Source organism: Arthrobacter sp. NicSoilC5, from assembly GCF_019977395.1.
Lineage (GTDB): Bacteria > Actinomycetota > Actinomycetes > Actinomycetales > Micrococcaceae > Arthrobacter.
Genome location: NZ_AP024660.1, coordinates 22,855 through 37,593, shown reverse-complemented (window position 1 = coordinate 37,593; position 14,739 = coordinate 22,855). Strand labels below are relative to the sequence as shown.

The 14,739-nt window shown below is 64.5% G+C and carries 10 protein-coding genes and 2 rRNA genes; all 12 read right to left on the bottom strand.

Annotated elements, in window-relative coordinates; all coding sequences use genetic code 11:
* Positions 1-3 precede the first annotated feature (3 nt).
* Positions 4-1,044, bottom strand: a complete 1,041-nt coding sequence (gene xerD / locus LDO22_RS00160; RefSeq protein WP_224025645.1) for a site-specific tyrosine recombinase XerD — start codon at positions 1,042-1,044, stop codon at positions 4-6.
* Positions 1,044-1,703, bottom strand: a complete 660-nt coding sequence (locus LDO22_RS00155) for an NUDIX hydrolase (protein ID WP_159632281.1) — start codon at positions 1,701-1,703, stop codon at positions 1,044-1,046. Before LDO22_RS00155 ends, xerD begins: the two co-directional genes overlap by 1 nt.
* Positions 1,704-1,728: 25 nt before the next feature.
* A complete protein-coding gene (locus LDO22_RS00150; protein ID WP_275182028.1) occupies positions 1,729-3,504 on the bottom strand; it encodes a CTP synthase in 1,776 nt (591 codons plus the stop codon).
* Positions 3,505-3,639: 135 nt separating this feature from the next.
* A complete protein-coding gene (gene recN, locus LDO22_RS00145) occupies positions 3,640-5,379 on the bottom strand; it encodes a DNA repair protein RecN (RefSeq protein ID WP_224025644.1) in 1,740 nt (579 codons plus the stop codon).
* A 4-nt stretch (positions 5,380-5,383) separates the two neighbouring features.
* Complete coding sequence (locus LDO22_RS00140) at positions 5,384-6,409, bottom strand: NAD kinase (protein WP_159632284.1); 1,026 nt, start codon at positions 6,407-6,409, stop codon at positions 5,384-5,386.
* Positions 6,410-6,422: 13 nt separating this feature from the next.
* The gene (locus LDO22_RS00135) at positions 6,423-7,238 is read right to left on the bottom strand and encodes a TlyA family RNA methyltransferase (RefSeq protein ID WP_224025643.1); all 816 of its coding nucleotides are present in this window, start codon (positions 7,236-7,238) and stop codon (positions 6,423-6,425) included.
* Positions 7,238-7,489, bottom strand: coding sequence for a hypothetical protein (locus LDO22_RS00130; RefSeq protein ID WP_159632286.1), 252 nt, complete (start codon positions 7,487-7,489; stop codon positions 7,238-7,240). Before LDO22_RS00130 ends, LDO22_RS00135 begins: the two co-directional genes overlap by 1 nt.
* Before the next feature lie 9 nt (positions 7,490-7,498).
* Complete coding sequence (locus LDO22_RS00125; protein WP_159632287.1) at positions 7,499-8,488, bottom strand: HAD-IIA family hydrolase; 990 nt, start codon at positions 8,486-8,488, stop codon at positions 7,499-7,501.
* A gap of 6 nt (positions 8,489-8,494) precedes the next feature.
* The gene (locus LDO22_RS00120; protein ID WP_224027121.1) at positions 8,495-9,388 is read right to left on the bottom strand and encodes a hypothetical protein; all 894 of its coding nucleotides are present in this window, start codon (positions 9,386-9,388) and stop codon (positions 8,495-8,497) included.
* Positions 9,388-10,527, bottom strand: a complete 1,140-nt coding sequence (locus LDO22_RS00115; protein WP_224025654.1) for a hypothetical protein — start codon at positions 10,525-10,527, stop codon at positions 9,388-9,390. The genes LDO22_RS00120 and LDO22_RS00115 overlap by 1 nt, the downstream gene beginning before the upstream one ends.
* 330 nt (positions 10,528-10,857) lie before the next feature.
* Positions 10,858-10,974: ribosomal RNA gene (gene rrf, locus LDO22_RS00110) — 5S ribosomal RNA — on the bottom strand.
* A gap of 157 nt (positions 10,975-11,131) precedes the next feature.
* Positions 11,132-14,291: ribosomal RNA gene (locus tag LDO22_RS00105) — 23S ribosomal RNA — on the bottom strand.
* Between the last annotated feature and the right edge of the window lie 448 nt (positions 14,292-14,739).

The following is a 14,739-nucleotide window of genomic DNA, read 5'->3' as shown; positions in this document are numbered from 1 at the left end:
GGGCTAGCCCAGTGCCCGCGGGTGTGCCGCGGCGTAGATCTCGCGGAGTGTATCCGCAGTGACCAGTGTGTACACCTGGGTGGTGGTCACCGACGCATGGCCAAGCAGCTCCTGCACCACACGGACGTCGGCGCCGCCTTCGAGCAGGTGGGTGGCGAATGAATGCCGAAGCGTGTGCGGCGAAACATCGCGGGTGATGTTGGCCTTCTCCGCCGCCGCCTTCAGGATGGTCCAGGCACTCTGGCGGCTGATCCGCCCGCCGCGGGCATTAAGGAACAGCGCGGGCGTGCCCTTTCCCTTGGCGGCCAGCAGCGGGCGCCCGCGGACCAGGTAGGCATCGAGCGCCCGGGCCCCGTAGGAGCCCAGCGGCACCAGGCGTTCCTTCGATCCCTTGCCGAACAGGCGGACGATCGCGGGCCCCGCTCCCGGTTCGGCAAGGGAGATATCGTCAACGTCCAGTCCCACCGCTTCGCTGATCCTGGCCCCCGTGGAATAGAGGAATTCGAGCAGGGCGCGGTCCCTCAGCCCGGTGGCGGTATCGGTTCCGGCCGCTTCGAGGATGCGGGTCACCTCATCGACGCTGATGGCTTTGGGGAGCCGCTTGCCGGCCATCGGCGGGTGTACCTCGCTGGCCGGATCCGCCGTTGTGTGGCCCTCCAGGGCCCAGAACTTGTGCAGCCCCCGGACAGCCACCGCGGTCCTGGCGGCGGACCGCACCCCAAGGGTGGACCCGCCGTCGGAACCGTCCGAAAGGGCGCGGACGTAGCCGGTGACGTGGTGCCGGGTGATGTCGCCTGGACGTGTGCAGCCTGCGGCGGCGAGGTAGCGGGCGTAGCGGGCGAGGTCCCGCCGGTAGGCTGCCAGCGTGTTCGCGGCAAGCCCCCGCTCCACGCCAACATGCTGGAGGTAATCGGTGATTCCGCGTTCGATCGCGGCCGGTATTCCGGGCGGGGCAGCACCGGCCAAGGCGGCACCGTTTGCAGCGCCGGGGTTCGGAGCCTGTTCGACCTCCGGAGCCGCTTCAGCCGAGGGACCCGGAACCATCAGCGCTGGCTGGGGTGTGCGGGCCAAGGGGCGTCGGCGGGACGAAGCCCTTCATAGTTGCCGGCCCGGGCCGCAGCAGCGGCAAGGATCCCGACGACGGCGGACGGGTTGTGCAGGCGGCCTGCCAGGACAGAAGCCACGGCATCGTCCAGGCTGATCCAGTGGAACTCGATCTCCGCTTCCTCGTCCGTCCGCTCGTGGCGCTCGTGGTGCGGCACCTCGGTGAGGTCACGGGCCAGATAGATCCGGATGGCTTCGCTCGAGGATCCGGGGGAATTGAAGACATCGGCCAGGACGTTCCATGTTCCGGCCGCCAGGTCCGCTTCCTCAGCGAGTTCCCGCGCCGCCCCCACCACGAAGTCTTCGCCTTCGACGTCCAGCAGTCCCGCGGGGACTTCCCAAAGGTCCATGCCGACGGGATGCCGGTACTGCTTCAGCAGCAGGATCTGACCTTCGCCGTTCATGGGCAGGACGGCGACAGCACCCGGGTGGTCGATGTAGTCACGGGTCAGGGCGTCCCCGGACTCGGAGAGCTGGAAGGTGTCACTGACGACGTCCCAGATCCGGCCCTGGTAGACCTTCTCCGTAGACAAAAGACGGCGCGGGCTTGGTGCATCCGAAACCTGTTTTGCAGGGGTGGCTTCAGGTGTACCAGGCATCGCGCCGTCCTTTTTGTTCTATTGACTACTTAGCGGTAACGCTACCCGATGCTGCAGGCTCCCCTGCCGCGGCAGCGTCCGTGTCGGCGGCACCCTGGTGGTTCGCGTTCTGGTGATCCAGGGCCGCCTTGACCAGTCCGGTGAACAGCGGGTGCGGGCGGGTGGGCCGCGAACTCAGTTCGGGGTGCGCCTGCGTCGCCACGTAGTACGGGTGGACGTCGGCCGGCAGCTCAACGAATTCGACGAGCCTGCCGTCCGGGGAGGTGCCGGAGAAGACCAGGCCCTTCTCGGCAATCTGCTGGCGGTACTTGTTGTTGACCTCGTAGCGGTGCCGGTGGCGTTCGCTGACCGTGGTCTTGCCGTAGGTACCGGCGATGACCGAGCCCTCGTCCAGCTTGGCTTCGTAGAGGCCAAGGCGCATGGTGCCGCCCAGGTCGCCACCGCCTTCCACGAACTCCAGCTGCTCCTCCATGGTGGCGATGACCGGGTACTTGGAATCCGGCTCGAACTCGCTGGAGGAAGCACCTTCCATGCCCACCACGTTGCGGGCGTACTCGATGACCATGCACTGCAGGCCAAGGCACAGGCCCAGCACAGGCAGCTTGGTCTCGCGGGCGAACTTGAGGGCGCCCAGCTTGCCTTCGAGGCCACGGATACCGAAACCGCCCGGCACGCAGATGGCGTCCACGCCGTCGAGCGCCTTGATGGCACCCTCACGGGTCTCGCACTCGTCCGAAGGGACCCAACGGATCTTGACCTTGGCCTCATTGGCGAAGCCGCCGGCACGCAGGGCTTCAGTCACCGAGAGGTAGGCGTCCGGAAGGTCGATGTACTTGCCCACCAGGGCGATTTCGACCTGGTGCTTGGGGTTGTGGACGGCCTCCAGGAGGCGGTCCCAGCTGGTCCAGTCCACGTCCTTGAACGGCAGGTCCAGGGCACGGACGATGTAGGAGTCCAGGCCCTGGGCGTGCAGGGTCTTGGGGATGTCGTAGATGCTGGGGGCGTCCGGGCAGCCGATGACGGCTTCGAGGTCGACGTCGCACATGCGGCCGATCTTGGCGCGCATGGCTTCGGGGATCTCGCGGTCGGAGCGGATGACGATGGCTTCGGGCTGGATACCGATGGAGCGCAGGGCCGCCACCGAGTGCTGGGTGGGCTTGGTCTTCAGTTCCTGCGACGGTCCGATGTACGGGACCAGTGACACGTGCACGAAGAAGACGTTGCCGCGTCCCACGTCCTGGCGGACCTGTCGGGCCGATTCGAGGAACGGCTGGGACTCGATGTCGCCAACGGTGCCGCCGATTTCGGTGATGATGACGTCGGGGGCGTTCTTGCCTTCAGCAGGCAGCCGCATGCGGCGCTTGATCTCGTCCGTGATGTGCGGGATGACCTGGACGGTGTCGCCGAGGTATTCGCCACGCCGTTCCTTGGCGATCACGGTGGAGTAGACCTGGCCGGTGGTCACGTTCGCGGAACCTTCAAGGTTCTCATCGAGGAAGCGCTCGTAGTGCCCGATGTCCAGGTCCGTTTCGGCGCCATCGTCAGTGACGAAGACCTCACCGTGCTGGAAGGGGTTCATCGTGCCCGGATCCACATTCAGGTAGGGATCGAGCTTCTGCATCGTGACGGACAGGCCGCGTGCCCGGAGCAGGTGACCGAGGCTGGAGGCCGTCAGTCCCTTACCGAGTGAGGACGCCACACCGCCGGTGACGAAGATGTGCTTGGTCATCTTGGAGGAGCCCGGGAACCGGGAATTTACACGGGAATTTGATCGCTGCACCACGGAATTCGAGCCTATCATCAATTGAGCCTTCCACGGATCGGGCCGAACCTGCACCCAAGCGTTCCAGTCTGCTGGGATGGGGCCGCTGAATCAAGAGGCCTCCATCCGGATAGTCGACGGCCAACCGGCCCGCTCCCCCCGCTTTTTGCCGCGTCAGGCCCGCTGTGGCAGGAGTTTGGCGTCGTCCAGCAGTTCCTGGGCGTGGGCCTGGGCGGACTCGGAGTCTTCCTGCCCGGCCAGCATGCGGGCGAGTTCACGCACCCGTTCCGGCCCGTCAAGGAGGCGGACGTCACTGGAGGTGAAGCCGGTGGCGGTGCCGCCGTCGGCTCCCCTGACGGACGTTTTGGTCACGGTGATGTGCTGGTCGGCAAAGGCGGCCACCTGGGGAAGGTGCGTGACCACCAGCACCTGGACGTGGCGTGCCAGCATGGCCAGCCGGCGGCCGATCTCGACGGCGGCGCGTCCGCCCACACCGGCGTCGACCTCGTCGAACACAAACGTGGGGACGGGGTCGACGGCGGCGAGCACCACCTCGATGGCAAGCATCACCCGGGACAGTTCACCACCGGAGGCGCCTTTGCCCAGGGGCCGGGCCGGGGCTCCGGAGTGCGGCTGCAGCAGGAAGGTGATCTCGTCCGCGCCGTGGGGGCCCAGCTGCCCGGAGGGCTCAAGATTGATCACCAGGGTGGCGTCGGCCATGGCCAGGGCCTTCAGCTCGGCACTGACCCGGGCAGAGAGGTCCTTGGCGGCCTTGGCCCGGATCTTGCTGATGGCTGCCGACTGCTTGGTGAGTTCTGCTTCGGCGCGGACCACCTCCGCGTCCAGGGCTTCGATGCGGGAGGAGTCGTCCTGCAGCTCGTCGTACCGGACGCGGGCCTTTTCGGCCCACTCCAGCAGTTCGTCGATGGTTGGGGCGTATTTGCGGACCAGCTTGGCCAGGGCTGCCCGCCGGTCCTCAATCTCGGCGAGCCGTTCCGGGCCCTCCGAGTCCAGGCCGGCCTGGTAGCTGGCCAGTTCGGTGGCGATGTCGTTGAGCAGGAAGCCCACTTCCGCCAGCCGCGCCGCGGCGGAACCGAGTTCGGCGTCGTGCTCGGCCACATGTTCCAGGGTACGTTTGGCGGAATCCACCAGGGTGGTGGCGTCACCGGTCTCGCCGAAGTCCTCGGCGATGAGGGCCTGGTGTGCCGTGCTGGCGGCAATCCGCAGTTCCTCAACGTTGGCGAGCTTGACGGCCTCGGCCTTCAGGAGCTCGTCCTCCCCCGGCTGCGGATCCACCTCGTCGATTTCGGCCAGGGCGGCCTCCAGGGATTCGGCTTCGCGGAGCCTGTCCCGTGCGGCGCTCCGCAGGCTGTCCAGTTCTGCCTGGCTGGCCTTCCACCTGCTGTACAGCTCCTGGTACGCGGACAGCGGGCCGGCCAGGCTGTCCCCGGCGAACTTGTCCAGGGCTTCCCGCTGGGCCGTGGCGCTCTTGAGCCTGATCTGGTCCGACTGGCCGTGCACCACCACCAGCGATTCGCCGATCTCGGCCAGGACGCCCACCGGCGCAGCCCGCCCACCGAGGAACGCACGGCTGCGGCCGTCCGCACCCAGGCGGCGCGCCAGGATGAGCTCGGCGCCGCCGTCGAACTCCTCGGCTTCGGCACCGGCATCAAGCGCACGGGCGATGGCCGGATGTCCGGCGTCGAGCTTGAGCACCGCTTCCGCGGTGGCACTTTTTGCGCCGCTCCGGACGGCGCCGGCATCGGAACGCGCCCCCAGGAGCAGTCCGACGGCGGTGACCACCATGGTCTTGCCCGCACCGGTTTCGCCGGTCACCACGCTCAGTCCAGGGCCGAGCGGAAGCGTTGCGTCGGTGATGACGCCGAGGTCGCGGATTCTCAGTTCTTCAAGCATGGCTTCACTTCGCAGTCGACGGATCGGGATCGCTGCCCGGGTTCTCCGCATGCGGTACCGGCAGCGGCGGCATGGGCCGTGGCGTCCGCACAATGGGAATGGGGCCGGTGTGCACGGCATCGGACTTGGGCACCGGACCGCGCCAGCCATGGATGGGCAGCTCGAACTTGCGGACCAGGCGGGCCGAGAAGGGGGTCTGGTGGGTGCGGGCCAGCCGGACCGGGGTGGCCGATTTGGTCACTTCCACGCGGGCGCCCGGCGGCAGGTCCACCGAGCGCCGGCCATCGCACCACAGGACACCCTGGGCGTCGGTGCGTCCCAGCACCTCAACAGCGAGCCTGGACCGGGGCGATACGACCAGGGGCTTGGCGAAGAGCGCATGTGCGCTGATGGGCACGATCACCAGCGCCTCCACCTCCGGCCACACCACGGGACCACCGGCGGAGAACGCGTAGGCCGTGGAGCCCGTGGGGGTGGCCAGCACGATGCCGTCGGAGCCGAAGGACGTCAGCGGTCGCTCGTCCACCTCGGTCACCACCTCGAGCATCCGTTCCCTGTTGGCTTTCTCGATGGCGGCCTCGTTTAAAGCCCAGGTGTGCCAAATCTTCTGGCCGCGGACCCAGACCTGGACATCGATGGTCATCCGCTCTTCAACGGTGTACTCGCGGCTGGCAATCCACTCCACGGTCTGGGCAAGGTCCGCCCGCTCGCTTTCAGCCAGGAAGCCCACATGGCCCAGGTTCACGCCCAGCAGCGGCACGTCCACCTCGCGGACCAGCTCAGCGGCCCGGAGGATGGTTCCATCGCCGCCAAGGACCATGACCAGTTCCACATCGGGCAGCTGGACGTGGTCGTGGAGCACCTCCACCGGCTGGGCCAGGTGCCCGAAGAACCGTTCCATGTCGCCCAGTTCGGACTCCTGCATCACGGGGACCATGCCTGAAGCATGCAGCAGGGCGCAGGCCTCCCAGGCGGCTTTCAGTGACTCCTCGCGGCCGGTGTGGGCAAGGACCAGTACACGCCTGCTCATCAGGTTCCGCTCTCTAGTGGTTCGGCCAGATTTGTCCGAGCAAAGCAGCAGCTGCTGCCTCACGCTCTTCGATCTTAGGCAAGTCTTGGGTGATCCTGCGTTTTATCCACAGGAAGTATTCGACGTTTCCGTCCTGTCCGGGCAGCGGACTGGCCGCAAGGCCGCACAGGTCCAGGCCGGCGTCGAGCGCCGCCCTGGCCACCTTCTCCACGGCCATCCGCCGCTCGCGCTCCGACGTCACCACGCCGGTGCGGCCCAGGCGGTCCTTGCCGATCTCGAACTGTGGCTTGACCATCAGCACCAGGTCGCCGCCGGGCTCCGTGCAGTCAGCCAGCGGCTGCACCACGAGGGTGAGGGAGATGAAGGAGAGGTCGGCGACGGTCAGGGCGGCCGGCCCGCCGATGTCCGCGGGCGCCATGTACCGGACGTTCATGCCCTCGTGGACCTCCACGCGGGGGTCGTCCCGGAGGTGCGGCACCAGCTGGCCGTGCCCGACGTCGACCGCCACCACGTGTGCGGCCCCGCGCCTCAGCAGGACGTCCGTGAAGCCGCCGGTGGAGGCACCGGCGTCGAGGCACCTTTTGCCTTGGGCCGAAACGTCCGGGAATGCGTCCAGGGCGCCGGCCAGCTTGTGCCCGGCACGGCTGGCGTAGGTGTCTTGGTCATCATGTTCGACGGCCAGGTCCCGGCTGTCGTCAACCTGCAGGGAGGCCTTGGCAAGGACCTGGCCGCCGGAACGGACCTTGCCCTCGGCAATCAGCGAGGCTGCGTGCGTCCGGGACCTGGCCAGTCCGCGGGCCACCAATGCCTGGTCGAGGCGTACCGGCATCAGGCGGCCCCGCCGGTCTTTTCGCTGCCTGTGGGACCGCTGTCTGCGGGTTCGCTGTTGAGGGCGGCCAGCAGTTCATCGTGCAGCACGTTGTAAACGGCTTCGTGCTCCGCTGCCGGAAGGCCGGGCAGGTCCAGAAGCCTGGCGGTGGCCTGTGCCACCTGCGGATCCCTGATGTCCTGCCCGGGGGCCTGGGGCCACTCCGGGGCCGGCTGGTCTGTCGGATGGTCCGGTTCGGTCAGCTCGGTCATAGAACCAGTCTAGTGATCCAGCCACACCAGCTTGGGCGCCTGCGGGGTTGACGCGTCAGGCGTCCCGGCCCACCATGCGGCACACGCCGCGCGCCACGAGTTGAGGTCGTCCTGGCTGCCAATGATGCCCACTGCTCCGTTGGCCACGCGCGCCGTCGACTGCCCGCACGTGTAAGTGCCGTCGTCGTGCGTTATCTCCGGGTATGGCCGGTGCAGGTCCGTAAGGTTTTCGATGATGTACGCGGGACGTTCCGCGGCGCGGGCCGCCAGGATGGTCTCGCGCGTGTCGACGCCGGTCAGCACGGCCACGGTGGCGAAGCCGGCGTTGTTGCCGCCCAGGATGTCCGTGTCCAGCCGGTCGCCCACCACCAGGGGGCGCCCGGCGCCAAGCCGCTTGGCGGCCGAATGGAAAAGCGGCGCTTCCGGCTTACCCGCGACTTTCGGCTGCTGCCCGGTGGCCGCAGCGACCGCCGCCACCAGGGTGCCGTTTCCAGGAGCGATGCCGCGCGCCTGGGGAATGGACATGTCCGTGTTGGTGGCCACCCAGAGGGCACCGGCGTTCACCACATAGGTGGCTTCCGCCAGGTCCTTCCAGCCAATGGCGGGGCTGAAACCCTGGACCACGGCGACCGGGTCCTCATCCTGGCCGGCCACCGGCACCAGGCCCGCCAGCTCAATTTCGCGGGCGAGGGCCGGACTGCCGGTGATGAGGATCCTTGACCCCGGAGCCAGCATCGAGGCGAGCAGCTCGGCCGCCGCCTGGGATGAACTGACCACCTGATTGTCCTCAGCCGGTGCACCCAACTCACGGAGATGCGCGGCCACTTCCGCCGGTGACCGGGAGGCGTTGTTGGTGACATAGCCCAGGCCAATGCCCAGCCCGGAAAGCTGCTTCAGCGACTCAACAGCTCCGGGAATGGCGTGGGGCCCGGCGTAGACCACGCCGTCCAGGTCGGCGAGGAGTGCGTCGAAGCGGGAAACCAGGGAAACATCGCTCATCGGTGTTCAGTCTTCCCGGCGGTCTTCGTCGTGCTCAGTGCCAGCGTTGTCCTGGGCAGCGGTGTCGTCTGCGCTGGCATCATCAGCACCGGCGTCGTCCGCGGGCACGGAGTGGAGCTCGTCGTGTTCCACCGAGTCCTGGTCCGATTCTGCGTCGTCGGAAACGAAGTAGTCGGCATCCTGGTCGTCGATGCTGCTGTCCTGTGAGGACTTCGCCTCGGCTGCGCGGGCGCTCCCGGAAGCTGCCTCCGTGGAACCTGCTGCGGGCGTTTCGGGCCCAGCGCCCTTGGAGGCGCGGTCCAGCATCCGCCGGCGTTCTGCCTCTTCCCGGGCTTCCTCTTCCTCGTCCCAGCCGAGGTCGATGATTTCGGGTTCTTCGTCAGCGCCCACGCCCAGGGCATATTCTGCCACGACGGCCTGACGGCTCCACTTCTGCGACTCGTCTTCGCGTCCCACCGCAGCCAGCGCATCGGCGTAGGCGCGGAAGAGGCGCGGGCTGTAGGAGAACGCGCGGTTCATGTCCAGCTGCGGGATTTCAAGTTCGGCTACTGCCGCGTCAAGCTGGCCCAGGTCGGTGCGCGCACCGGCGGCGACGATTGCCAGTTCCACCTTGCCGGGGGCATCCAGGTCCTGGGCTTCCTCAGAGCGCGCCACATCCAGGGCACGGTCGGGGCGTCCCAGGCCACGCTCGCAGTCCGCCATGATGGGGAGGTGGACGTTTGAACCACTGATACGGCGGAAGGTGCGGAACTCGCGGAGCGCCTCACCGTAGTGCCCGGCGGCGTAGGCTGTCAGGCCAACGGCTTCCCGGACAGCGGCGAGCCGGCCGCCGCGGCGGCTGGCTGCCAGGGCGTGCTGGAAGGCAAGCTCCGGCTCGTCATCGATGAGGCGGCCGGCCATCACCAGGTGGCGGGCCACCCATTCCGAGCTCTTGGCTTCGAGGGTCTTGATCTGGTGCTGGGTGGCGCGGTCCAGTTCTTTACCCGTGACGTCTTCATCGATTTCGGGTGAGCGTTCCCGGTCCGGGCGGTTGGCACTGCGGAGGTCAGCGGCGTTGGGCACGCGGACAGGACGGTCTTCCTGGCGATCGCGGCCAAAGCTGCGGGGGCCGGCGCCACGGCCGGACTCGGCGCGGGAGTCACCGCGGTCGAAGCTGCGGGGAGCCCGGTCCTGCCGGTCTCCGAACGGCTTGCGGTTATCGCCGCCGCCAAAACCACGGCGATCGCCTTCGCCGTCGCGGCGCGGACGGTCACCAAACGGCTTGCGGTCACGGTCACGGTCACCGCCAGCGAAACCTCGGCGATCACCCTCGCCATCGCGGCGGGGACGGTCACCAAACGGCTTACGGTCACGGTCACCGCCGCCAAAACCTCGGCGATCACCCTCGCCATCGCGACGGGGACGGTCACCAAACGGCTTACGGTCACGATCACCGAACGGCTTCCGCTCGCCACCGCCCGCACCGCCGCCAAAACCGCGGCGGTCACCCTCGCCATCGCGGCGCGGACGGTCGCCAAAGGGCTTACGGTCGCCACCGCCGGCACCGCCGCCAAAACCACGGCGGTCGCCCTCGCCATCGCGGCGCGGACGGTCGCCAAAGGGCTTACGGTCGCCACCGCCGGCACCGCCGCCAAAACCACGACGCTCACCCTCGCCATCGCGGCGCGGACGGTCACCAAACGGCTTACGGTCACGGTCGTTGAACTGGCGACGGTCGCCCTCGCCATCGCGGCGCGGACGGTCGCCAAAGGGCTTGCGGTCACGGTCACCGAACGGCTTCCGCTCGCCACCGCCGGCACCGCCGCCAAAACCGCGACGGTCACCCTCGCCATCGCGACGGGGGCGGTCACCAAACGGCTTACGGTCACGGTCACCGAACGGCTTCCGCTCGCCACCGCCGCCGCAGAGCCGCCGCGGGAGAAGTTGTTGCCGTCGCGGTCGGACCGGGACCGGAATCCGCGGGGCTCACCGCCGGAGTTGTTGTTGCCGCGGAACGCGCCCCGGTCGTTGCCTCGGTTGCCACCGTTATGCTCGGCCATGTGGATTCCTCCTGTTGTGAGCCGACCACTGGCGCAACTGCAGCCGCTCGTTTCGTTTCCTACGCAACCCGAAATCAAGCGCTTCGAAGTCCGTACATCTTCATCAATTCTAGTGGAGCGACCAAATCCCCCCGGACAGTGCGGGCCCTGGGACCGGGTATCGTGGCCATCTTCACAACGGGACAGCCCTGCGGCAGCCGCTGCCCGCTGTAACCAGGCAGCCGGACATGAACTCTGCCCGCCGGACGCCGCTGGCAGCTCCCGCGTGTTTTGTGTGTTAAATGTGGGAGGCCCCAACCGTGTGGTTGGGGCCTCGACCATTAATAGTTGTTCCGGCGGTGACCTACTCTCCCACACCCTCCCGGGTGCAGTACCATCGGCGCTGTGGGTCTTAGCTTCCGGGTTCGGAATGGGACCGGGCGTTTCCCCCACGCTATGACCGCCGTAACCCTTGTACCCGAACCCCGCAGGGGGTTGGGAAGTCTTGTGGTTACAACATCCCTGCCCGTGGGCAGGGGGTGGTGTTGTATTCAATTGTTAGGTTCCGCCAACAGGGTTGTTGGTTGGGAACCACATAGTGGACGCAAGCAGAATGTTTTTCTGTGTGGTGTAAGTTATTGGCCTATTAGTACCGGTCAGCTTCACGAGTCGTTAGTCCTCGCTTCCACATCCGGCCTATCAACCCAGTGGTCTGGCTGGGGGCCTCTCACACATAATGTGTATGGAAATCTCATCTTGAAGCGAGCTTCCCGCTTAGATGCTTTCAGCGGTTATCCCATCCGAACGTAGCTAATCAGCGGTGCACTTGGCAGTACAACTGACACACCAGAGGTTCGTCCGTCCCGGTCCTCTCGTACTAAGGACAGCCCTTCTCAAATTTCCTGCGCGCGCAGCGGATAGGGACCGAACTGTCTCACGACGTTCTAAACCCAGCTCGCGTACCGCTTTAATGGGCGAACAGCCCAACCCTTGGGACCTACTCCAGCCCCAGGATGCGACGAGCCGACATCGAGGTGCCAAACCATGCCGTCGATATGGACTCTTGGGCAAGATCAGCCTGTTATCCCCGAGGTACCTTTTATCCGTTGAGCGACGGCCATTCCACAATGTACCGCCGGATCACTAGTCCCGACTTTCGTCCCTGCTCGAGATGTCTCTCTCACAGTCAAGCTCCCTTGTGCACTTACACTCGACACCTGATTGCCAACCAGGCTGAGGGAACCTTTGGGCGCCTCCGTTACTTTTTAGGAGGCAACCGCCCCAGTTAAACTACCCATCAGGCACTGTCCCTGACCCGGATTACGGGCCGAAGTTAGATGTCCAAAGTGACCAGAGTGGTATTTCAACGATGACTCCACCCGAACTGGCGTCCGGGCTTCAACGTCTCCCACCTATCCTACACAAGCCACTCCGAACACCAATACCAAACTATAGTAAAGGTCTCGGGGTCTTTCCGTCCTGCTGCGCGTAACGAGCATCTTTACTCGTACTGCAATTTCGCCGAGTTTATGGTTGAGACAGCGGGGAAGTCGTTACTCCATTCGTGCAGGTCGGAACTTACCCGACAAGGAATTTCGCTACCTTAGGATGGTTATAGTTACCACCGCCGTTTACTGGGGCTTAAATTCTCAGCTTCGCCGTGAGGCTAACCGGTCCTCTTAACCTTCCAGCACCGGGCAGGAGTCAGTCCGTATACATCGTACTCGGGCAGGAGTCAGTCCGTATACATCGTCTTGCGACTTCGCACGGACCTGTGTTTTTAGTAAACAGTCGCTTCCCCCTGGTCTCTGCGGCCCCGATCCCCTCCCGGACGCGAAGTCCGTTCAAGGTTGGGGCCCCCCTTCTCCCGAAGTTACGGGGGCATTTTGCCGAGTTCCTTAACCATAATTCTCTCGATCGCCTTAGTATTCTCTACCTGATCACCTGTGTCGGTTTGGGGTACGGGCGGCTAAAACCTCGCGTCGATGCTTTTCTCGGCAGCATAGGATCACCAAATCCCCCCAAACGGGGGTCCCATCAGATCTCAGGCTATATGAGTGGCGGATTTGCCTACCACTCGCCCTACATCCTTAGACCGGGACAACCATCGCCCGGCTCGGCTACCTTCCTGCGTCACACCTGTTAATACGCTTGCCTCCCAGGATCAGGTCCCGCGCTCCACCAAAACCCTTCACCCACAAGGGGTGTCAGGCAGGTCTCGGGCGGTTAGTATCCCCTGTTCAACATGGACGGTTTTTCGCCGGTACGGGAATATCAACCCGTTGTCCATCGACTACGCCTGTCGGCCTCGCCTTAGGTCCCGACTTACCCAGGGCAGATTAGCTTGACCCTGGAACCCTTGATCATTCGGCGGACGGGTTTCTCACCCGTCTTTCGCTACTCATGCCTGCATTCTCACTCGTGTAGGCTCCACCGCTGGTTTACACCGCGACTTCACTGCCCACACGACGCTCCCCTACCCATCCAGACGCCTGAACCACAAGGGCTTAGCTAAATATCTGAATGCCACAACTTCGGCGGTGTACTTGAGCCCCGCTACATTGTCGGCGCGGAATCACTTGACCAGTGAGCTATTACGCACTCTTTTAAGGGTGGCTGCTTCTAAGCCAACCTCCTGGTTGTCTGGGCAACTCCACATCCTTTCCCACTTAGCACACGCTTAGGGGCCTTAGTTGGTGGTCTGGGCTGTTTCCCTCTCGACTATGAAGCTTATCCCCCACAGTCTCACTGCTGCGCTCTCACTTACCGGCATTCGGAGTTTGGCTGACGTCAGTAACCTTGTAGGGCCCATTAGCCATCCAGTAGCTCTACCTCCAGCAAGAAACACGCAACGCTGCACCTAAATGCATTTCGGGGAGAACCAGCTATCACGAAGTTTGATTGGCCTTTCACCCCTACCCACAGCTCATCCCCTCCATTTTCAACTGAAGTGGGTTCGGTCCTCCACGACGTCTTACCGTCGCTTCAACCTGGCCATGGGTAGATCACTTCGCTTCGGGTCTAGATCACGCCACTCACACGCCCTATTCAGACTCGCTTTCGCTACGGCTGCCCCACACGGGTTAACCTCGCGACGTAACACTAACTCGCAGGCTCATTCTTCAAAAGGCACGCCGTCACCAGAATCAGACTGGCTCCGACGGATTGTAAGCACACGGTTTCAGGTACTGTTTCACTCCCCTCCCGGGGTACTTTTCACCTTTCCCTCACGGTACTGGTCCGCTATCGGTCATTAGGGAGTATTTAGGCTTATCAGGTGGTCCTGACAGATTCGCACGGGATTTCTCGGGCCCCGTACTACTTGGGATACTCTCACAGGCGGTACAAACACATTACGGTTACGGGACTAACACCCTCTCTGGCCGGCCTTTCAAAACCGTTCACCTATGCGCGCACATCACACCCCACCAGCCCGGCAGAACTGGTATGGAAAGTCCCACAACCCCGACCATGCAACGCCCGCCGGCTATCACACATGGAACGGTTTAGCCTGATCCGCGTTCGCTCGCCACTACTAACGGAATCACTATTGTTTTCTCTTCCTGCGGGTACTGAGATGTTTCACTTCCCCGCGTTCCCCCCACGCACCCTATGTGTTCAGGTACGGGTCACCAAGTCACTCGCGCGCTTGGCGGGGTTTCCCCATTCGGACACCCTGGGATCACAGTCCGGTTATCGACTCCCCCAGGCTTATCGCAGATTCCTACGTCCTTCTTCGGCTCCTAATGCCAAGGCATCCACCGTGTGCTCTTAAAAACTTGACCACAAAGATCAAAAACATTTTCGAGAGAACCACGAAAACTGTCCCGCGCACCCAAAGGCACACGAACCAGATCCAGGTTCATTTATCTTGGAAATTGCTTCTTATACAAGATGCTCGCGTCCACTATGTAGTTCTCAAACAACAACCCCACACCACACACCCCACACACACGTGCGTGGACCGTCATGGCAGGGAAACCAGAAACAAACAAACCCACCAGAACACCACCCACACCCCGAAAGGCGAAGACAGCGAACCCGTGGTCCTGTTGCCTCAGGACCCAACAGTGTGCCAAACACGAAAACCACCACATCACCACGCCCACCGTTCCAGAACCACCAGGGTTCGTACTAGGAAAAGACACGACAACACAACGGCCGCTATTTGTTGATATTCCACCCATGAGCACCCGCCGCAGGACAATCGCCTGCGCAACGGGCTTGCTTCCT

Bases quoted from the DNA above. Each gene is read 5' to 3' on its own strand.
- recN (WP_224025644.1), bottom strand. From the start codon at position 5,379: ATGCTTGAAGAACTGAGAATCCGCGACCTCGGCGTCATCACCGACGCA.
- LDO22_RS00150 (WP_275182028.1), bottom strand. From the start codon at position 3,504: ATGATAGGCTCGAATTCCGTGGTGCAGCGATCAAATTCCCGTGTAAAT.
- LDO22_RS00135 (WP_224025643.1), bottom strand. From the start codon at position 7,238: ATGCCGGTACGCCTCGACCAGGCATTGGTGGCCCGCGGACTGGCCAGG.
- LDO22_RS00115 (WP_224025654.1), bottom strand. From the start codon at position 10,527: ATGGCCGAGCATAACGGTGGCAACCGAGGCAACGACCGGGGCGCGTTC.
- LDO22_RS00125 (WP_159632287.1), bottom strand. From the start codon at position 8,488: ATGAGCGATGTTTCCCTGGTTTCCCGCTTCGACGCACTCCTCGCCGAC.
- LDO22_RS00155 (WP_159632281.1), bottom strand. From the start codon at position 1,703: ATGCCTGGTACACCTGAAGCCACCCCTGCAAAACAGGTTTCGGATGCA.
- LDO22_RS00130 (WP_159632286.1), bottom strand. From the start codon at position 7,489: ATGACCGAGCTGACCGAACCGGACCATCCGACAGACCAGCCGGCCCCG.
- LDO22_RS00140 (WP_159632284.1), bottom strand. From the start codon at position 6,409: ATGAGCAGGCGTGTACTGGTCCTTGCCCACACCGGCCGCGAGGAGTCA.
- LDO22_RS00120 (WP_224027121.1), bottom strand. From the start codon at position 9,388: ATGGCCGGCCGCCTCATCGATGACGAGCCGGAGCTTGCCTTCCAGCAC.
- xerD (WP_224025645.1), bottom strand. From the start codon at position 1,044: ATGGTTCCGGGTCCCTCGGCTGAAGCGGCTCCGGAGGTCGAACAGGCT.